General features: G+C 71.3%; 17 protein-coding genes. 14 read left to right on the top strand and 3 right to left on the bottom strand.

Features of this window, described 5'->3' with window-relative positions; genetic code table 11:
• The first annotated feature begins 14 nt into the window (after window positions 1–14).
• The 7 genes from ACGFZN_RS07215 to ACGFZN_RS07185 all read left to right on the top strand — a co-directional run bounded on the left by ACGFZN_RS07215 (window position 15) and on the right by ACGFZN_RS07185 (window position 6,049).
• Window positions 15–809 (top strand): cell division protein FtsQ/DivIB, encoded by a 795-nt coding sequence (locus ACGFZN_RS07215; protein ID WP_393857483.1) that lies wholly within the window; start codon window positions 15–17, stop codon window positions 807–809.
• A gap of 279 nt (window positions 810–1,088) precedes the next feature.
• Window positions 1,089–2,303 carry a cell division protein FtsZ gene (ftsZ, locus tag ACGFZN_RS07210; RefSeq protein WP_393857482.1) on the top strand — a complete coding sequence of 405 codons (1,215 nt, stop codon included), beginning with the start codon at window positions 1,089–1,091 and terminating at the stop codon, window positions 2,301–2,303.
• Between the two features lie 17 nt (window positions 2,304–2,320).
• Window positions 2,321–3,028, top strand: a complete 708-nt coding sequence (pgeF, locus tag ACGFZN_RS07205) for a peptidoglycan editing factor PgeF (RefSeq protein WP_393857481.1) — start codon at window positions 2,321–2,323, stop codon at window positions 3,026–3,028.
• Window positions 3,029–3,034: 6 nt separating this feature from the next.
• Complete coding sequence (locus ACGFZN_RS07200) at window positions 3,035–3,754, top strand: YggS family pyridoxal phosphate-dependent enzyme (protein ID WP_393857480.1); 720 nt, start codon at window positions 3,035–3,037, stop codon at window positions 3,752–3,754.
• A gap of 128 nt (window positions 3,755–3,882) precedes the next feature.
• Window positions 3,883–4,524, top strand: a complete 642-nt coding sequence (locus ACGFZN_RS07195) for a cell division protein SepF (RefSeq protein ID WP_023551436.1) — start codon at window positions 3,883–3,885, stop codon at window positions 4,522–4,524.
• Window positions 4,525–4,584: 60 nt separating this feature from the next.
• Window positions 4,585–4,872: a YggT family protein gene (locus tag ACGFZN_RS07190; RefSeq protein ID WP_023551437.1), complete on the top strand. Its 288-nt coding sequence runs from the start codon at window positions 4,585–4,587 to the stop codon at window positions 4,870–4,872.
• A gap of 55 nt (window positions 4,873–4,927) precedes the next feature.
• The gene (locus tag ACGFZN_RS07185) at window positions 4,928–6,049 is read left to right on the top strand and encodes a DivIVA domain-containing protein (protein ID WP_055707296.1); all 1,122 of its coding nucleotides are present in this window, start codon (window positions 4,928–4,930) and stop codon (window positions 6,047–6,049) included.
• A 165-nt stretch (window positions 6,050–6,214) separates the two neighbouring features.
• On the opposite strand, the gene ileS is transcribed toward ACGFZN_RS07185, so the two are convergent.
• Entirely contained in the window at window positions 6,215–9,358 is a 3,144-nt protein-coding gene (ileS, locus tag ACGFZN_RS07180; protein ID WP_393857479.1) for an isoleucine--tRNA ligase, read from the bottom strand.
• Window positions 9,359–9,953: 595 nt separating this feature from the next.
• Between ileS and ACGFZN_RS07175 the strand changes: the two genes are divergently transcribed.
• The 6 genes from ACGFZN_RS07175 to ACGFZN_RS07150 all read left to right on the top strand — a co-directional run bounded on the left by ACGFZN_RS07175 (window position 9,954) and on the right by ACGFZN_RS07150 (window position 16,026).
• Window positions 9,954–11,393: a TraR/DksA C4-type zinc finger protein gene (locus tag ACGFZN_RS07175; RefSeq protein ID WP_393857478.1), complete on the top strand. Its 1,440-nt coding sequence runs from the start codon at window positions 9,954–9,956 to the stop codon at window positions 11,391–11,393.
• Window positions 11,394–11,452: 59 nt separating this feature from the next.
• Entirely contained in the window at window positions 11,453–12,022 is a 570-nt protein-coding gene (gene lspA / locus ACGFZN_RS07170) for a signal peptidase II (RefSeq protein WP_393857477.1), read from the top strand.
• Between the two features lie 71 nt (window positions 12,023–12,093).
• Window positions 12,094–13,038 carry an RluA family pseudouridine synthase gene (locus tag ACGFZN_RS07165; RefSeq protein ID WP_393857476.1) on the top strand — a complete coding sequence of 315 codons (945 nt, stop codon included), beginning with the start codon at window positions 12,094–12,096 and terminating at the stop codon, window positions 13,036–13,038.
• Complete coding sequence (locus tag ACGFZN_RS07160; protein WP_393857475.1) at window positions 13,035–13,502, top strand: GNAT family N-acetyltransferase; 468 nt, start codon at window positions 13,035–13,037, stop codon at window positions 13,500–13,502. The genes ACGFZN_RS07165 and ACGFZN_RS07160 overlap by 4 nt, the downstream gene beginning before the upstream one ends.
• 95 nt (window positions 13,503–13,597) lie before the next feature.
• The gene (locus ACGFZN_RS07155; RefSeq protein ID WP_393857687.1) at window positions 13,598–15,184 is read left to right on the top strand and encodes a Na+/H+ antiporter; all 1,587 of its coding nucleotides are present in this window, start codon (window positions 13,598–13,600) and stop codon (window positions 15,182–15,184) included.
• A 101-nt stretch (window positions 15,185–15,285) separates the two neighbouring features.
• Window positions 15,286–16,026 (top strand): SDR family NAD(P)-dependent oxidoreductase, encoded by a 741-nt coding sequence (locus ACGFZN_RS07150; RefSeq protein ID WP_393857474.1) that lies wholly within the window; start codon window positions 15,286–15,288, stop codon window positions 16,024–16,026.
• 13 nt (window positions 16,027–16,039) lie between these two features.
• On the opposite strand, the gene ACGFZN_RS07145 is transcribed toward ACGFZN_RS07150, so the two are convergent.
• Window positions 16,040–17,146: a mechanosensitive ion channel family protein gene (locus ACGFZN_RS07145; protein ID WP_393857473.1), complete on the bottom strand. Its 1,107-nt coding sequence runs from the start codon at window positions 17,144–17,146 to the stop codon at window positions 16,040–16,042.
• A gap of 104 nt (window positions 17,147–17,250) precedes the next feature.
• Between ACGFZN_RS07145 and ACGFZN_RS07140 the strand changes: the two genes are divergently transcribed.
• Window positions 17,251–17,829, top strand: coding sequence for a dienelactone hydrolase family protein (locus tag ACGFZN_RS07140; RefSeq protein ID WP_393857472.1), 579 nt, complete (start codon window positions 17,251–17,253; stop codon window positions 17,827–17,829).
• 21 nt (window positions 17,830–17,850) lie between these two features.
• Here ACGFZN_RS07140 and ACGFZN_RS07135 read toward each other — a convergent pair whose 3' ends face one another.
• Window positions 17,851–19,521 (bottom strand): alkaline phosphatase D family protein, encoded by a 1,671-nt coding sequence (locus tag ACGFZN_RS07135; protein ID WP_393857471.1) that lies wholly within the window; start codon window positions 19,519–19,521, stop codon window positions 17,851–17,853.
• Window positions 19,522–19,549: the final 28 nt, after the last annotated feature.

The following is a 19,549-nucleotide window of genomic DNA, read 5'->3' as shown; positions in this document are numbered from 1 at the left end:
AAGGGGCAGTGAGCGTGGCCGGACAGACGACCGCCGAGCGCGGTGAACGCCAGCAGGAGTCGTCCGGCCCGCCGCCCGCCCGCAGGCTCCGGCGGCCGCGCCTTCGTACGATCGTCATCCTGGCCGTAGTTGCCCTACTGCTCGGCGCCGGCGGCGTCTGGGTGCTGTACGGCTCGTCCTGGGCGCGCGTCCGTCATGTCTCGGTGTCCGGCACGCGCGTGCTGACCCCCGCCGAGGTGCGCGGCGCGGCGGCCGTACCGGTCGGGGCGCCGATGGTTTCCGTCGACACCGACCGCATCGAAGCCCGACTTCGCCGGAAACTGCCCCGAATTGACACCGTTGACGTGGTCCGCTCCTGGCCTCATGGAATCGGTCTGAAGGTGACCGAGCGCAGTCCGGTGCTGCTGGTCCGAAAAGGGCGGGATTTCGTCGAAGTCGACCATGAAGGTGTCCGGTTCGCCACGGTTTCGCAGGCGCCGGGCGGTGTTCCCCTGCTGGAGATGTCCGTGTCCCGCACGGGTTCGGGCGCCGCGAGCTTCCGCCGCTTCGGCACCGACCGCCTCGTCCGCGAGGCCGTCCAGGTCGCGGGCGACCTGCCGGCCGCGGTGGCGCGGGACACCCGGACCGTTCAAGTCCGTTCCTACGACGACATCTCGCTGGAACTGGCCGGCGGCCGCACGGTGGCCTGGGGCAGCAGCGAGAACGGCCGCGCCAAGGCACGGACCCTCGCAGCTCTCATGAAAGCAGCTCCCGGCGCACGGCACTTGGATGTCAGCGTCCCCACCGCCCCGGCCTCTTCGGGGAGTTGACGCGCATCAGCGCAGGCCAGCACCCTGGTTGGGCACCGCTACGCCTGATCACATAGGGTGAAAAGAAAAACGGGAGGTTCGGCGTGTTCGTTGAACGGGCGCCACTTGTCGACTTAGTGTCCTGTTCAGAAGACTCCAGGGAACAGACACACTGGTAACCCTAAACTTCAGGGTTAGGGTTCGGGTCGGCGCTACGGACCGTCCCATTCGGCATCCGTCGTCACCGCGCGGGGCACCGCACGGCGACGACAACGTAATTCGAGGCGAGAGGCCTTCGACGTGGCAGCACCGCAGAACTACCTCGCAGTCATCAAGGTCATCGGTGTCGGCGGCGGTGGTGTCAATGCCATCAACCGGATGATCGAGGTCGGTCTCAAGGGCGTCGAGTTCATTGCCATCAACACCGACGCGCAGGCGCTGTTGATGAGCGACGCCGACGTCAAGCTGGACGTCGGCCGCGAACTCACCCGCGGACTCGGCGCCGGAGCCAACCCGGCCGTCGGCCGCAAGGCCGCCGAGGACCACCGCGAGGAGATCGAGGAGGTCCTCAAGGGGGCCGACATGGTCTTCGTGACAGCCGGTGAAGGCGGCGGCACCGGCACCGGCGGCGCGCCCGTCGTGGCCAACATCGCGCGCTCGCTGGGCGCCCTCACCATCGGCGTGGTCACGCGCCCGTTCACCTTCGAGGGACGGCGCCGCGCGAACCAGGCCGAGGACGGCATCGCCGAACTGCGCGAAGAGGTCGACACCCTCATCGTCATCCCCAACGACCGGCTGCTGTCCATCTCGGACCGCCAGGTCTCGGTCCTGGACGCCTTCAAGTCCGCCGACCAGGTCCTGCTCTCCGGTGTCCAGGGCATCACCGACCTCATCACCACCCCCGGTCTGATCAACCTCGACTTCGCCGACGTGAAGTCCGTCATGTCCGAGGCCGGTTCGGCCCTCATGGGCATCGGCTCGGCCCGCGGCGACGACCGCGCGGTGGCCGCCGCCGAGATGGCGATCTCCTCCCCGCTGCTGGAGGCGTCCATCGACGGCGCCCGCGGTGTGCTGCTGTCCATCTCCGGCGGCTCCGACCTCGGCCTGTTCGAGATCAACGAGGCGGCCCAGCTGGTCAGCGAGGCCGCCCACCCCGAGGCCAACATCATCTTCGGCGCGGTCATCGACGACGCCCTCGGCGACGAGGTGCGGGTCACCGTGATCGCGGCCGGCTTCGACGGCGGCCAGCCCCCGGCCCGCCGGGACAACGTCCTCGGCTCGTCCTCGGCCTCGGCGGGCTCCCGCCGCGAGGACCCCGCCCCGGTCCGGCAGCCCGAGCCCAGCCGCCCGTCCTTCGGCTCGCTCGGCAGCGTCAAGCCCAAGGAGGACCCGGAGCCCGCGCCCGAGCCGGTGGCCGACATCCCGGCCCCCGCCCCGCCGGTCACCCCGGCGCCGCGGCCGGCCTACACGGACAGCGCGGCCGAGGAACTGGACGTCCCGGACTTCCTCAAGTGATAAGACGGCGCGAGAGCGTGAGCGGCGCGCACTTCGCCTTCACCGACCGGTGGGGCGGGGTGAGCGCCGCTCCGTATGAGGAGCTCAACCTCGGCGGCGCGGTCGGCGACGACCCGGAGGCCGTACGGGCCAACCGGGACATCGCGGCCAAGTCGCTCGGCATCGACCCGGCCCGGGTCGTGTGGATGAACCAGGTGCACGGCGCCGACGTGGCCGTCGTCGACGGGCCCTGGGGCGACCGCCCGGTCCCGGAGGTCGACGCGATCGTCACCGTCCGCCGCGGGCTCGCCCTCGCCGTCCTCACCGCCGACTGCGTGCCGGTGCTGCTCGCCGATCCGGTCGCCGGAGTCGCCGCGGCCGCGCACGCGGGCCGGCCCGGCATGGTCGAGGGCGTCGTCCCGGCCGCCGTACGGGCCATGGTCGAACTCGGCGCGGAGCCGGGCCGGATCGTCGCCCGCACCGGACCGGCCGTGTGCGGACGGTGCTACGAAGTACCCGAGGCGATGCGCGCCGAGGTGGCGGCCGTCGAGCCGGCGGCGTACGCCGAGACCAGCTGGGGCACGCCGGCGGTCGATGTGAGCGCCGGGGTGCACGCGCAGCTCGACCGGCTCGGGGTGTGCGACCGGGCGCAGGCGCCGGAGTGCACGCGGGAGTCGGGCGATCACTTCTCGTACCGCCGAGACCGCACCACCGGGCGGCTCGCGGGCTATGTCTGGCTGGACTGATGGGGCATGACGGATCGTAAGACCGAACTCGCCGCAAATCTGGCGAAAGTGGAGGAGCGCATCACCGCCGCGTGCGTGGCGGCCGGGCGCAAGCGGGAGGAGGTGACCCTGATCGTGGTCACCAAGACCTATCCGGCGAGCGATGTGCGGATCCTGTCGGAACTCGGAGTGCGCCATGTCGCCGAGAACCGCGACCAGGACGCGGCGCCGAAGGCCGCCGCATGCTCGGATCTGCCCCTTAAGTGGCATTTTGTCGGTCAGTTGCAGACCAACAAGGTCCGTTCCGTGGTCGGTTATGCCGATGTCGTGCAGTCCGTCGACCGCGCCCGGCTCGTCACGGCCCTGTCGAAGGAGGCCGTGCGGGCGGGCCGCGAGATCGGCTGCCTGATCCAGGTCGCGCTGGACGCGGGGGAGAGCGCCCGGGGCGAGCGGGGAGGCGTGGCGCCGGTTGGAATCGAAGAGTTGGCCGACTTCGTCGGACAGGCGCCGGGGCTGCGGCTCGACGGGCTGATGACCGTCGCTCCGCTCACGGGGGAGTACGCGGGGCGCGAACGCGCGGCGTTTGAACGGCTCATGGATTTGTCGACTGACCTGCGCCGAGCCCATCCGGCTGCAACCATGGTGTCGGCAGGGATGAGTGCGGACCTCGAACAGGCCGTGGCCGCCGGGGCGACACATGTACGCGTCGGCACCGCGGTACTCGGAGTCCGCCCCAGGCTCGGGTAACGTCGCCAAGAAGTCGGACCACAGCAGAAAATATGGTCAGTGCCTGCGAAGGCGGGCACAACGACCTCGTGGATCGCGGGCACTTGGCAGTCGTCAGCCGATCCACCACAGAGCGGAGGACTCAGAGCATGGCCGGCGCGATGCGCAAGATGGCGGTCTACCTCGGCCTCGTGGAGGACGATGGGTACGACGGCCGCGGATTCGACCCCGACGACGACTTCGAGCCCGAGTTGGACCCGGAGCCCGAGCGGGACCATCGACGGCACGAATCGTCACACCAGTCGCACAGTGCACATCAGTCCCAAAGGGACGAAGAGGTGCGTATCGTGCAGCCGCCCGCGCCGCGCGAGCCGGTGGCCCGTTCGACTTCGCTCGCCGCGGAATCCGGGCGTCCGGCGCGCATCGCGCCCGTGGCATCCATCACACAAGAACGTCAGTCCCTCGAGAAGAACGCACCGGTGATCATGCCCAAGGTTGTGTCCGAGCGAGAGCCTTACCGGATCACCACGCTTCACCCCCGGACCTACAACGAGGCCCGTACCATCGGGGAACACTTCCGTGAGGGCACCCCGGTGATCATGAATCTGACTGAGATGGATGACACAGACGCGAAGCGACTTGTCGACTTTGCGGCCGGTTTGGTGTTTGGTCTACACGGCAGCATCGAGCGGGTGACGCAGAAGGTGTTCCTGTTGTCTCCTGCTAACGTCGATGTCACGGCGGAGGACAAGGCCCGCATCGCAGAGGGCGGGTTCTTCAACCAGAGCTGAGACGCAGACGACCGGATCAGGTTCGGAAGAGCACGGACAGGGGAGAGGGAAGCGCAGGCCATGAGCGTGTTCATCACGGTGGTCCACACCGCGCTGCTTGTGTTCCTCGTCGTGCTGATCTTCCGGCTCGTGATGGACTACGTGTTCCAGTTCGCCCGCTCGTGGCAACCCGGCAAGGCGATGGTGGTCGTACTGGAGGCCACCTACACTGTCACCGATCCACCGCTGAAGCTTCTGCGGCGGTTCATCCCGCCGCTGCGTCTCGGGGGCGTGGCGCTCGACCTGTCCTTCTTCGTACTGATGATCATCGTCTACATCCTCCTCTCCATCACGGGGAGCTTCATGTGATGAGGGTGGACGATACGGTCTTGCCGACTGCCGATGACTACGTTGAGGTGAAGAGATGCCGTTGACCCCCGAGGACGTGCGGAACAAGCAGTTCACGACCGTCCGCCTCCGAGAAGGCTATGACGAGGACGAGGTCGATGCCTTCCTCGACGAGGTCGAAGCCGAACTGACCCGTCTGCTCCGCGAGAACGAGGACCTGCGCGCCAAGCTGGCCGCCGCGACCCGTGCGGCCGCGCAGAACCAGCAGAACATGCGCAAGGGCCCGCCGGAGCAGGACCAGCAGCAGCACCCGCAGCAGCAGGGCATGCGAGGTCCCGGCGCGCCGGTGCCCGCCGGGATATCGGGCCCGCCGCAGCAGCAGATGGGCGGCCCCATGGGTGGCCCGCCCCAGCTGCCGAGCGGCGCCCCGCAGCTGCCCGCCGGCCCCGGCGGTCAGGGCGGCCCGCAGGGTCCCGGCCCGATGGGCCAGGGTCCGATGGGCCAGGGCCCGATGGGCGGCCAGCCGCCCATGCAGCAGATGGGCGGTCCGATGGGCGGCCCCATGGGCGGTCCGATGGGCGGCCCCGGTCAGGGCCCCGGCGGCGACAGCGCCGCCCGAGTCCTCTCGCTGGCCCAGCAGACCGCCGACCAGGCGATCGCCGAAGCCCGCTCCGAGGCCAACAAGATCGTCGGTGAGGCCCGCAGCCGCGCCGAGGGTCTGGAGCGTGACGCCCGTGCCAAGGCCGACGCCCTGGAGCGGGACGCGCAGGAGAAGCACCGCGTCGCGATGGGCTCCCTGGAGTCCGCCCGCGCCACGCTGGAGCGCAAGGTCGAGGACCTGCGCGGCTTCGAGCGCGAGTACCGCACGCGCCTGAAGTCGTACCTCGAGTCCCAGCTGCGCCAGCTGGAGACCCAGGCCGACGACTCCCTGGCCCCGCCGCGCACCCCGGCGACCGCGTCGCTGCCGCCGTCCCCGGCGCCCTCCATGGCCCCGGCCGGCGCGAGCGCCCCGTCCTACGGCGGCAACCAGACGATGGGCGGCAACCCCGGCCCGTCCGCCCCGTCCTACGGCGGCCAGCAGCAGATGACCCCGGCCATGACCCAGCCCATGGCCCCGGTCCGCCCGCAGGGACCGTCCCCGATGGGCCAGGCGCCCTCGCCGATGCGCGGGTTCCTGATCGACGAGGACGACAACTGAGCATCGGGCACTAGTACGACAACGGCGTCGGCAGCGCTCACCAGGGCGGGCCCCCGGACTTCGGTCCCGGGGGCCCGCCCTGTTTACGCGGGTTGCGTCACTCGCCCGTACACCAAGGGCCCGGCCTCCTCATGGAGACCGGGCCCTTCTCGAACCGCTCGGGGCTTACGCCTTGCGCAGGCGGAACGTCAGCGACAGTCCCTCGTCGGTGAACGTCTCACCGAAGGTGTCGTCCGCCTCACCCTGCGCGAAGTCGGTCGACAGGACCTCCTCGGCGATCAGCGCGCTGTGCTCGGTCAGCGCCGCGACCACCGCCGGGTCCGTCGAGGTCCAGCGCAGAGCGATCCGGTCGGCCACGTCCAGCCCGCTGTTCTTCCGGGCCTCCTGGATCAGCCGGATCGCGTCACGGGCCAGCCCCGCCTGCCGCAGCTCCTCCGTGATCTCCAGGTCCAGGGCGACCGTGGCACCCGAGTCGGAGGCCACCGACCAGCCCTCACGCGGGGTCTCGGTGATGATCACCTCGTCGGGAGCCAGGGTGACCGTCTCGCCGCCGACCTCCACCGAGGCCGTGCCCTCGCGCAGCGCCAGCGACAGCGCGGCGGCGTCCGCGTTCGCGATCGCCTTGGCCACGTCCTGCACCCGCTTGCCGAACCGCTTGCCCAGCGCCCGGAAGTTGGCCTTGGCGGTGGTGTCCACGAGCGAGCCGCCCACCTCGGACAGCGACGCCAGCGCGGAGACGTTCAGCTCCTCGGTGATCTGCGTGTGCAGCTCGGGGTCCAGGGACTCGAAGCCGGCCGCCGCGATCAGCGCGCGGGACAGCGGCTGACGCGTCTTGACGCCCGACTCCGCGCGCGTGGCGCGGCCCAGCTCGACGAGCCGGCGCACCAGCACCATCTGCTTCGACAGCTCCGGGTCGATCGCGGACAGGTCCGCCTCCGGCCAGCCGGCCAGGTGCACCGACTCCGGCGCGCCCGGGGTCACCGGCACGACCAGGTCCTGCCACACCCGCTCGGTGATGAACGGGGTGATCGGCGCCATCAGCCTGGTGACGGTCTCCAGCACTTCGTGCAGGGTGCGCAGCGCGGCCTTGTCGCCCTGCCAGAAGCGGCGCCGGGAGCGGCGGACGTACCAGTTCGACAGGTCGTCGACGAACGCGGACAGCAGCTTGCCGGCGCGCTGGGTGTCGTACGCCTCCAGGGACTGCGTCACCTGGTCGGTCAGCGCGTGCAGCTCGGACAGCAGCCAGCGGTCGATCAGCGGACGGTCCGCCGGGGCCGGGTCGGCCCCGCTCGGCGCCCACGCGGACGTGCGCGCGTACAGGGCCTGGAAGGCGACCGTGTTCCAGTACGTCAGCAGGGTCTTGCGGACGACCTCCTGGATGGTGCCGTGACCGACGCGCCGGGCCGCCCACGGGGAGCCGCCTGCCGCCATGAACCAGCGCACCGCGTCCGCGCCGTGCTGGTCCATGAGCGGGATCGGCTGCAGGATGTTGCCCAGGTGCTTGGACATCTTGCGTCCGTCCTCGGCCAGGATGTGGCCGAGGCAGACGACGTTCTCGTACGACGACTTGTCGAAGACCAGCGTGCCGACGGCCATCAGCGTGTAGAACCAGCCGCGGGTCTGGTCGATCGCCTCGGAGATGAACTGCGCCGGGTACCGGCTCTCGAACAGCTCCTTGTTCTTGTACGGGTAGCCCCACTGCGCGAACGGCATCGAGCCCGAGTCGTACCAGGCGTCGATGACCTCCGGCACGCGCGTGGCCGTCGCCCCGCAGCCCTCGTGCGGGCAGGCGAAGGTGACCTCGTCGATGTAGGGGCGGTGCGGGTCCAGGTGCGACTGGTCGGCGCCGGACAGCTCGGTCAGCTCCGCGCGGGAGCCGACGCAGGTGAGGTGGCCCTCCTCGCAGCGCCAGATCGGCAGCGGCGTGCCCCAGTAGCGGTTGCGGGACAGGGCCCAGTCGATGTTGTTGTTCAGCCAGTCGCCGTACCGGCCGTGCTTGACCGTGTCGGGGAACCAGTTGGTCTTCTCGTTCTCCTGGATCAGGCGGTCCTTGATCGCCGTCGTGCGGATGTACCAGGAGGGCTGTGCGTAGTAGAGCAGCGCGGTGTGGCAGCGCCAGCAGTGCGGGTAGCTGTGCTCGTACGGCAGGTGCTTGAACAGCAGGCCGCGCTGCTGGAGGTCCTCGGTGAGCTTTTCGTCCGCCTTCTTGAAGAAGACGCCGCCGACCAGCGGGACGCCCTCCTCGAAGGTGCCGTCGGGGCGGACCGGGTTGACCACCGGCAGGCCGTAGGAACGGCAGACCTTGAGGTCGTCCTCACCGAAGGCGGGGGACTGGTGGACCAGACCCGTGCCGTCCTCGGTCGTCACGTAGTCGGCGTTCACCACGAAGTGCGCCGGCTCGGGGAACTCCACCAGTTCGAAGGGGCGCTGGTACGTCCAGCGCTCCATCTCGGCGCCGGTGAAGGTCCGGCCCGTCGGCTCCCAGCCCTCGCCGAGCGCCTTGGCGAGCAGCGGCTCGGCGACGACGAGCTTCTCCGTGCCGTTCGTCGCGACGACGTAGGTGACCTCGGGGTGCGCGGCGACCGCCGTGTTGGACACCAGGGTCCAGGGGGTCGTCGTCCACACCAGGAGCGCGGCCTCGCCGGAGAGGGGGCCTGAGGTGAGCGGGAAGCGGACGTACACCGAGGGGTCGACGACCGTCTCGTAGCCCTGCGCCAGCTCGTGGTCGGACAGGCCGGTGCCGCAGCGCGGGCACCAGGGGGCGACCCGGTGGTCCTGGACCAGCAGGCCCTTGTTGAAGATCTCCTTCAGCGACCACCAGACCGACTCCACGTACTCGGGGTCCATGGTCCGGTAGGCGTCGTCCAGGTCGACCCAGTAGCCCATGCGGGTCGTCAGCTCGGCGAAGGCGTCGGTGTGCCGGGTCACGGACTCGCGGCACTTGGCGTTGAACTCGGCGATGCCGTACGCCTCGATGTCCTGCTTGCCGGAGAAGCCCAGCTCCTTCTCGACGGCCAGCTCGACGGGCAGGCCGTGGCAGTCCCAGCCGGCCTTGCGGGCCACGTGGTAGCCGCGCATGGTGCGGAAGCGGGGGAAGACGTCTTTGAAGACGCGCGCCTCGATGTGGTGGGCGCCGGGCATGCCGTTGGCGGTGGGCGGGCCTTCGTAGAACACCCATTCCGGGCGGCCCTGCGACTGCTCCAGGCTCTTGGCGAAGATCTTCTGCTCGCGCCAGAAGTCGAGCACGGCGTGCTCAAGAGCGGGCAGGTCGACCTGTGCGGGCACCTGGCGGTACGTCGGCGCTGTCATCTGCGAGCATCCTCCAACGGACTTGCTGCCTTCCGTCGGAGGGACGAGAGCCTTCGATCCTGCCAACGCCGTGTGCGGCGCGCTCCCGCGGTACCACCCTCCTTGGCTCCCCGCCGCGCCGTACGCGCCGGTGAGCCCCCTCATTGGGGTCGCGAAACCGGTTCTACTGACCCGTGCTGGGCTTTCTTCCGGCGGCTCCGGGGTGATCTTCACGTCGCGCTCGCCCCCGGGCTCACACCGTCCCCGGGTCGCTCTGGGCTGCGTACGCCGCTACTCGTCCCCATCCACGCTTTTCGCTCCGCCCAGTGTACGGCCCTTCGCGGACAGCGGCCGACCGGTTTTCCCCGCGGTGCGGCCGGGCGCTTCGCGGCGGCCCGGGGTGACCCGAATGGCCAGGGGCCGGGCGCCCGGATCCGGGGAGGCCTGGCGCGGCGGATTACCCGCCGGGGAGCTGGGCACAACGGATGCAGGCCCGCTGCGCGGGGGCGCGGGCGGGCGAATCGGGCGGTGTGCCCCGTTGCCGCGGGACTCAAGTCGATTTATCGTCCCAGCACGATTCGCGAACATGATCACAATATGTGAAGGGGTCGCGGCCATGGTGGCGAAAAAGACCGCCGTACAGCAGCCGGCGACCGGCCGGCGCCGGGGCGCGGCCGCCTCCGGCGCTGCGGCCGCCAAGGGAGCGGCCGGCAGGAAGAGGCCGACCGGGGGAAGGAGCGCGGAGCCGGCCGCGAGAAGATCGGCGCTGAGGGACCCGGCCCCGAAGGAGCCGGCCGCCAGGAGAACGACGGACAGCGGGGCGCCGGCGGGCACGGGTACGAGGGCCACGGCGGGTACGGGGACTACTGCGGGGGCGGGGGCGGATGCCGGCGCCGGGACGGCGGGTGCCGGTACGAGGGCGACTGCGGGCGGGGAGGCGGCTGCCGGCGCCGGGACGGCCGGTGCCGGTGCGAGGTCGGCTGCGGGCACGAAGGCGACTGGCACCGCCGGGGCTGCGGCCGGGAGGAAGACGGCCGCCGAGAAGAGCACCTCGTCCAAGGGCACCGCGTCCAAGAAGACCTCGGCCGCCTCGGCCGCCGCAGAGCAGAGCGAGGCCAAGGAGACGGCGGCCAAGAAGGTGGCGGCGAAGGAATCGGCGGCCGAGAAGAGCACGTCGTCCAAGCGGAACGCGTCCAAGAAGGCCTCGGCTTCGAAGACCTCGGCCCAGAAGACGTCCGCCCAGAAGACCTCGGCCGGCAAGGCCTCAGGTGAGGGCACCTCGGCCGGTACGGCCACGGCGCACAGGACCTCGACCCCCACGGCCCGGAAGGCCGCGGCCGGTGAGAAGGCCTCGGCAGCCGGCAGGAAGACGGCGGCCAGAACCGCGGCGACCGGGAAAGCCGGCGGCGCGGAACCTGTGGTGAAGGGAGCGGTGGGCGAGACGGCCGTACGGAAGCCGGCGGCGAAGGAGGCCGGCGGCGGGAAGGCGGCCGCAGCGGGCGTCTCCACGGAGGCGGCCGACACGAGCAGGGCCAAGAAAGCGGGCGCGGCGCGGGCCGCCAAGCAGACGGGAGCCACGACAGTGGTTGCGAAGAAGACTCCTGGCACGGCCACGGCGGAGACCGCCGTCCCCAAGGCGCGGATCGCCGCGGCGGAGCCCGGCGAGCTGGCGGTGCGCCCCGGCGAGGACCCCTGGACCGCGGAGGAGGTCGACGAGGCACGTGCCGAACTGCTGTCCGAGGCGGAGCGGCTGCAGGAGGAGATCAGCTCCTCCGAGGCGTCGCTCGCGGGCCTGATGCGGGACTCCGGGGACGGCGCGGGCGACGACCAGGCCGACATCGGCGCCAAGAACATCACGCGCGAGCACGAGATGGCCCTGGCCGCGAGCGCGCGCGACATGCTCGTCCAGACCCAGCGCGCCCTGGAACGGCTGGACGCGGGCACCTACGGCCTGTGCGAGAGCTGCGGCAACCCCATCGGCAAGGCCCGGATGCAGGCCTTCCCGCGGGCCACCCTGTGCGTCGAGTGCAAGCAGAAGCAGGAACGCCGCTCCTGAATGCGTGCGGCCGTGTCGTAGTCTCGTCCTCAGTCAGGCACCTAGGTTGAGGGACTCACGTGGCAGAGGCGGAGCGCATCATCGGTACGCCGGACACCCCGGACGGCAGCGGCGAGCAGGCCCCGGCCCAGGAGCGGGGGCGTCGCGGGCGCCGGATCGCCCTGCTGTTCGCGGTGGCCGCCTTCGCGTACGCCCTCGATCTGATCAGCAAGCTGCTCGTGGTCGCCAAGCTGGAGGGCCGCGAGCCGATCAGGCTGCTCGGGGACTGGCTCGAGCTGAACGCCACCCGCAACCCGGGCGCGGCCTTCGGCTTCGGCCAGGCCTTCACGATCATCTTCACCCTGATCGCCGCGGCCGTGATCGTGGTGATCATCCGGCTGGCCCGCAAGCTCTACAGCTACCCCTGGGCCATCGCGCTCGGCCTGCTGCTCGGCGGCGCGCTCGGCAACCTCACCGACCGGATCTTCCGGTCGCCCGGCGTCTTCGAGGGCAAGGTCGTCGACTTCATCGCGCCCAAGGGCTTCGCGGTGTTCAACCTGGCCGACTCGGCGATCGTGTGCGGCGGCATCCTGATCGTGCTGCTGTCCTTCCGGGGCCTGGATCCGGACGGCACGCTCCACAAGGACTGAGGGGCGCCGTCCGCAGCCGGTTTTCCACAGGCTCGTGCGGGCCGGTTCCGCCCGTCCGGCATACTCGACGGGTGAGCACGATTCCCGAGATCCGTACCCTGCCCGTGCCCGACGGCCTGGAGGGCGAGCGCGTCGACGCCGCCATCTCCCGCATGTTCGGCTTCTCCCGCACCAAGGCGGCGGAGCTGGCCGCCGCCGGCAAGGTCCAGGTCGACGGCGCGGTGGTCGGCAAGTCCGAGCGGGTGCGCGGCGGCGCGTGGCTCGAGGTCGAGATGCCCCAGGCGCCCGCGCCGGTGCAGATCGTCGCCGAGCCGGTCGAGGGCATGGAGATCGTGCACGACGACGATGACGTGGTGGTGATCGTCAAGCCGGTCGGCGTGGCCGCGCACCCGTCCCCGGGCTGGACCGGCCCCACCGTCATCGGCGGTCTGGCCGCCGCCGGATACCGGATCTCCACCTCCGGCGCAGCCGAGCGCCAGGGCATCGTGCACCGACTCGACGTGGGCACGTCGGGCCTGATGGTGGTCGCCAAGTCGGAGCGCGCCTACACCTCGCTCAAGCGCCAGTTCAAGGAGCGCACGGTCGACAAGCGCTACCACACCCTGGTCCAGGGCCACCCGGACCCCACGAGCGGCACCATCGACGCGCCGATCGGCCGCCACCCGAACCACGACTACAAGTGGGCGGTCACGGCCGACGGCAAGCCCTCCGTCACGCACTACGACCTCATCGAGGCGTTCCGCGCGGCCTCGCTGCTGGACGTCAAGCTGGAGACCGGCCGCACCCACCAGATCCGCGTCCACATGTCCGCCCACCGCCACCCCTGCGTCGGTGACCTCACCTACGGCGCCGACCCGACCCTCGCCAAGCGGCTGCGCCTGACCCGCCAGTGGCTGCACGCCGTGCGCCTCGGCTTCGAGCACCCCGGGGACGGCCAGTGGGTGGAGTTCGAGAGCGAGTACCCCGCGGACCTGCAGAAGGCCCTCGACCAAGTGCGCGAGGAGACCTACGCATGAGCGTGCCGTACACCGTGCGGGTCGCCGAGGACCCCGCCGACCGCGAGGCCTGCTTCGCGGTCCGCAAGGAGGTCTTCGTCCGCGAGCAGGGCGTCGCCGAGGACATCGAGTACGACGCCTACGACGCGGTCGCCGTGCATGTGCTGGCGGTCCGCGAGGACGGCGTGCCGCTGGGCACCGGGCGGCTGCTGCACGGCGGGGCCGCCGCGGCCAAGACGGGCGGGGACGCCTCGGTGGGCTCCCTGGGGCGGCTCGCCGTCACCCGCGAGGCCCGCGGGCTCGGCGTCGGCGCGGCCCTGGTGCGCGCCATCGAGGACGCGGCACGCGCGCGTGGCCTCACCGCGGTCGACCTGCACGCCCAGACCCACGCGCTCGGCTTCTACGAGCGGCTCGGCTACACGGCGTACGGCCCGGAGTTCCCGGACGCCGGGATACCGCACCGGGCGATGCGCCGCGCCCTGTAGGGGACCGGGCCCGGTCCGGGGGCGGTGGGCGTTCCCGTCGGCCGGATGGCAGTCTTGAACCCTGCGAGATGATCGTCGACCCCGGAGCGTCGTCCGTGGACCAGTTGGCTCTGCTGTTCGTCCTGCTGCTCGGGGCCCTGGTGAGCGTCCCGGTGGGAGACCGGTTCGGGGTGCCGGCGCCGGTGCTGATGACCCTGTTCGGCGGCGTCCTCGCGGTGGCCGACTTCGTGCCAGATGTGAACATCCCGCCGGAGCTGATCCTGCCGGGACTGCTCCCGCCCCTGCTCTACGCCGCCGTACGGCGCACCTCCTGGCGGCAGTTCGCGGCCAACATCCGCCCGATCCTCCTGCTGGCCGTCGCCCTGGTCTTCGTCACGACGGTGTGCGTGGCGGTCGTCGCCCACGCGATCGTGCCGGGCCTGACCGTCGCCGCCGCCGTCGCGCTGGGCGCGCTGATCGCCCCGCCCGACCCGGTCGCCGCGACCAGCGTCGCCGGGCAACTGGGGCTGCCGCGCCGTCTGGTGTCCATCCTCGAGGGCGAGGGGCTGTTCAACGACGTCACCGCCATCGTGCTGTACCACGTGGCGATCGCCGCGGTGCTCAGCGGATCGTTCTCGGTCTGGCGGGCCGGCGCGGACTTCGTGCTGTCCGCCGTCGTCGCCGTCGTCGTGGGTCTGGTGCTGGGCTGGGGCGCGAACAGGCTGATGGACCTGCTGGGCGATCCGACCCTGCAGATCGGCATGACCCTGCTGGTGCCGTACGCCTCGTACGTGCTCGCGGAGAAGCTGCACGGCTCCGGGGTGCTCGCGGTGCTCACCACCGCGCTGTTCCTCGCCGAGTACGCCACCGACGCCGACGACGTGATGACCCGGCTGGCCGGGCACACCTTCTGGGACATCATCGACACCCTGGTCACCGGGGTCGCCTTCGGACTGATCGGTCTGGAGCTGCACAACGCCATCCGCACCGCCCAGGGGCGCTGGGGCGAGCTGCTCGGCTGGGCGGCCGTCGTCGTGGGCGTGGTGATCGTCGTACGGCTGGTGTGGCTGCTGCCCGCGACCTGGCTGACCAAGCGGCTGCACGCGGGGCGGGACTACGACGAGGAGATCCCGGTGAGCCGGCGCGAGACCGTCGTCATGTGGTGGTCCGGGATGCGCGGGGTGGCCTCGGTGGCGCTGGCGCTCGCCGTCCCGCTGAAGACCGACTCCGGGGCCCCGTTCCCCGACCGCGACGAGATCGTCTTCATCGCCTTCGGCGTCATCATCGTCACGCTGGTCCTGCAGGGGCTCACGCTGCCGTCGCTCGTCAGATGGCTCGGGGTGCGGGCCGACTCCGAGCGGGAGAAGGAGTTCGAGAAGGAGCTCGCGGTACGCGCCGCGAAGGCGGCCAAGCGCCGGCTGCGGGAGATCGAGCAGGTCGAGGAGCTGCCTGAGGAGCTGTCCGAGCAGATGCTGCGGCGTGCCTACGACATCGGGATCCGGATCAGCCCCGACATGGGGGAGGAGGAGCGGCGCGAGGCGCAGCACCAGCGGGTCGGGCGGCTGAAGCGGATCCGGAGGATCCAGAGCGAGATGCTGAGCGCGGCGCGGCACGAGGTGCTGTCGGCGCGGAGCGAGCCGGGCGCGGACCCGGAGATCGTGGACCGCGTGCTCCGGCATCTCGACGTGCGCAGCCTGCGGTGAGCACCGGCGCACCTAGCCCCTGTGGATGAACAGTCGTACAAGCATGCAGAGCCTGGGGATAAATCCGGGCACGGCCGGTGACTGGCTCCTACTCTCGGATCATGACTCGCAACATCGTGATCAGTGGTGGCGGCACGGGCATCGGGCGGGCGACGGCCCAGACGTTCGCGGCGGACGGCGACCGGGTGCTGTTGCTCGGCCGGCGCGCGGAGGTGCTGGAGAAGGCCGAGGTGCCCGGGGCCCTGACCCATGCCGCGGATCTCGCCGAGCCGGACCAGGTGCGCCGGGCGGCCCGGTTCGTCGCCCAGGAGCTGGGCACCGTGGACGTCCTCGTGCACGCGGCGGGCGGCGCAGGGTACCGGGAGCAGCCGGCCACGAGCGCGGACCCGCTGGACCGGGTGGCCCACGACTGGACGGCCGCCTTCCGGCAGAACGTCCTCACCGCCGCCCTCCTCACCGAGGCGGTCAAGGACCGGCTCGCCGAGCCCGGCGGGCGGGTGCTGTTCATCAGCTCCATCGCCGCCTACCGCGGTTCCGGCAGCGGCGCCTACGCGGCGGCCAAGGCCGCACTCCATCCCTACGCGCACGACCTGGCCCGGCAGCTGGGGCCGCGCGGCATCACCGTGAACGTGGTCGCGCCGGGATACGTCGAGGACACCGAGTTCTTCGGGGACTCCATGGACGACGAGCGGCGGGCCCGGCTCGTCGCCGAGACGCTGAACGGCCGGCCGGGGATACCGGGCGACGTCGCCGCGACCCTGCACTGGCTGGCCTCGCCCGGCGCCGCGCATGTCACCTCGCAGATCATCCAGGTCAACGGCGGGGCCGAGCGCGGTCACTGAGACGCGGCGCCGGTCAGCTCCGGCCGCTGCGCGGCAGTTCGTACTCCTTGCGCAGCGACGTGCCGTCGGGCGACGGGCGCCGCTGCGGCGGGAGCACCGCGTCGGAGTGGTTGACGCGGGGAAGCGCGTAGGGATGCTCGGCCACCAGCCAGGTGATCATCTGCTCGCGGACCGCGACCCGCACCGTCCAGATGTCGTCGGCGTCCTTGGCGGTCACCAGGGCGCGCACCTCCATGGTGTTGGGTGTGCTGTCGGTCACCACCAGGCCGTAGGCGCGCCCGTCCCAGGCCGGGCACTCGCGCAGGATGTCGCGCAGCTTCTCGCGCATCGCCTCGACGGGCGCGCTGTGGTCGAGCTGCCAGAACACCGTGCCGGTCATCTGCGGGGTGCCCCGCGACCAGTTCTCGAAGGGTTTGGAGGTGAAGTACGACACCGGCATGGTGATCCGGCGCTCGTCCCAGGTCCGTACCGTCAGAAAGGTCAGGGTGATCTCCTCGACCGTGCCCCACTCGCCGTCCACGACGACCGTGTCGCCGATGCGCACCATGTCGCCGAAGGCGATCTGCAGCCCGGCGAACATGTTGGACAGGGTCGACTGGGCGGCCACCCCGGCGATGGCGGCGATGATGCCGGCCGAGGCCAGCAGCGAGGCGCCGGCGGCGCGCATCGCCGGGAACGTCAGCAGCATGGACGCGACGGCGACGACGATGACGATCGCGGACACCACCCGCATGATCAGCTCCACCTGGGTGCGCACCCTGCGCACCCGTGCAGCGTCCCGGTGCACCCGGGCGTAGCGGCTGTAGGTGGTCTCGACGATCGCCGCGGCGATGCGGATCACCAGCCAGGCGGCGGAGCCGATCAGCACAAGCGTCAGCGCCCGGCCGATGCCCACCTGGTGCCGCTCCAGCACCTTCGCCTGGTCGTAGGAGCCGCGGAGCAGGGCGGCGCACAGCACGAGCTGGTAGGGGATGCGGCCGCGGCGCAGCAGTTCCCACAAGGGTGAGTCGTGGTCGCGTGCGTCGGCCTTGCGCAGCAGCCGGTCGGTGACCCAGCCGACGGCCAGGGTGAGCAGCACCGAGCCACCGATCACGATCACGGGGCGGACCAGATTCTCCATGCCCCCGCTCCTAACCGGTGGTCGGCGGGCATGAACATGTGAGTTCCGGCTGATCGTGGGTACGGCGGCTCGGGCGCGTCGGCATCGGCTGGCACCATGGCCTCATGAACATCATGCTTTTTCACTCGACGTACGGGCTCAGGCCCGCGGTGCGCGACGCCGCGGACCGGCTGCGCATGGCGGGCCACGAGGTGTGGACGCCGGACCTCTTCGAGGGGCGCACGTTCGGCACCGTCGAGGAGGGCATGGAGTTCAACGAGTCGGTCGGCAGGGAGGAGCTGCTCAAGCGGGCCGTGCTGGCCGCGGCCCCGTACTCCGACCGCGGTCTGGTGTACGCCGGGTTCTCGCTCGGCGCGTCCGTCGCCCAGACCCTCGCGCTCGGCGACGGCAAGGCGCGCGGGCTGCTGCTCCTGCACGGCACCTCGGACATCGCGCCCAACGCCCACACGGACGGGCTCCCGGTGCAGCTGCACGTGGCCGAGCCGGACCCGTTCGAGACGGACGACTGGCTGACCGCCTGGTATCTGCAGATGGGCCGGGCCGGAGCCGATGTGGAGGTCTACCGGTACCCCGGCGCCGGGCACCTCTACACCGACCCCGCTCTGCCGGACTACGACCGTGAGGCCGCCGAGGCCACCTGGCGGGTGGCGCTCGGCTTCCTCGACAGCCTGCCGGCCGAGTAGCGGCGGGCAGGCCGGCACCGGCTACACCGGGTCGTAGGTCCGCTCGACCTTCTGCGTGCCGCTGCGGGTGCGGTAGGAGCGCACCCACTGCGCGGTCGCGTCCGGGTCGGTGCGGTCGGACAGGACGTAGTAGTCCATCTGCGCGCGGTCGGCGGTGATGTCGAGCACGCCGTAGCCGTGCCGGTCGGTGTCCACCCAGTGCACATGCCGGTTGGCGGCCTCGATGAGCGGCGCGGCCACGGCGGAGACCGTGCCCTCGGGGACCTTGACGATGTCGTCGAGGTTGTCGGAGGTCACCGAGGTGATCACGAACTCGGTGGCCGCCGACGGCGACAGCGGGTAGGTGCCCGCGTCCACCGGCACGTCGTTGGCCCACGACATGTGGATGTCGCCGGTCAGGAAGACGGTGTTGCCGATGCCGTTCGAGCGCAGATGGTCGAGGAGTTCGCGGCGGTCGTGCGTGTAGCCGTCCCACTGGTCGGTGTTGACGCCTATGCCGTCCTGCGGCAGGTCCAGCAGCTTGGCGAGCGGCTTGAGGAGGTCGGCGGTGAGGGAGCCGATGACGAACGGCGCGATCATCACCGAGTTGCCGACCAGCCGCCACCTGGTGTCGGAGGCCTTCAACCCCGCCTTCAGCCAGTCCAGTTGGGCCCGGCCGGTGATCGTCCGGTTCGGGTCGTCCACCGAGCCGCTGCCCGCGGAGGCCTGCTGGGAGCGGAAGGAACGCAGGTCCAGCAGCGACAGATCGGCGAGCTTGCCGAAGCGCAGCCGGCGGTAGGTGGTGCCCTCGATCGCGGGGCGGACCGGCATCCACTCGAAGTAGGCCTGCTTGGCGGCGGCCTTGCGGGCGGTCCAGGTGCCCTCGGCGCCCTCGGTGTGGTTGACGGCACCGCCCGACCAGGCGTTGTCGGCGAACTCGTGGTCGTCCCAGATCGCGATGACCGGCGCCTTCAGGTGCAGGGCCTGAAGATCGGGGTCGGTCTTGTACCGGGCGTGGCGGATCCGGTAGTCGGCGAGCGTGATGGTCTCGTTGGCCGGGGCGTGCGGGCGGACGACCGTGCCGCGGGCCGCGTACTCGCCGGACTTGTACTCGTAGATGTAGTCGCCGAGATGCAGCCAGGCGTCCAGGTCGCTGCGGGCCGCGAGATGGCGGTAGGCGGCGAAGTAACCGGCCTCCCAGTTGGCGCAGGTGACCACGCCGAAGCGCAGGGAGGACACGTTCGCGTCCGCCGCGGGCGCGGTGCGGGTGCGGGCCACCGGGGAGTCGGTGCCGCCGGCCGAGAAGCGGAACCAGTAGTCGGTCGCCGGCGCGAGGCCGCGGACGTCGGCCTTCACGGTGTGGTCGGAGGCGGCGGTCGCGGTGACCGAGCCCTTGGCGACGATGCTGGTGAACGCCTTGTCCCGGGCGACGACCCAGCTCACCTCGGTGTCCGGGCCGAGCCCGGAGCCGGGCACGGCCTCCGGGGCCGGGGTGACCCGGGTCCACAGCAGGACGCCGTCGGGCAGCGGGTCACCGGAGGCGACGCCGTGCAGGAAGGCGGGGGCCTGGGCGGCGGCGCGCGCAGGAAGGGAGGCGGCGAGCGGGCCGGCCAGCACAGCGGTCGCCGCCGCGGCCTTGACGACCGTACGGCGGCGGGGCGAAAGGGAGTTGCGGCCCTCGGGGGCCGGAAGCGATCTGTATCGACTGGTCACGACCGATCAGGTTACTGATCGGTATGCG

The sequence above is a fragment of the Streptomyces sp. NPDC048192 genome (assembly GCF_043202415.1).
Taxonomy (GTDB): domain Bacteria; phylum Actinomycetota; class Actinomycetes; order Streptomycetales; family Streptomycetaceae; genus Streptomyces.
The sequence above is the reverse complement of the archived record's forward strand: the minus strand, read 5'-3'. Positions and strand labels throughout refer to the sequence as shown.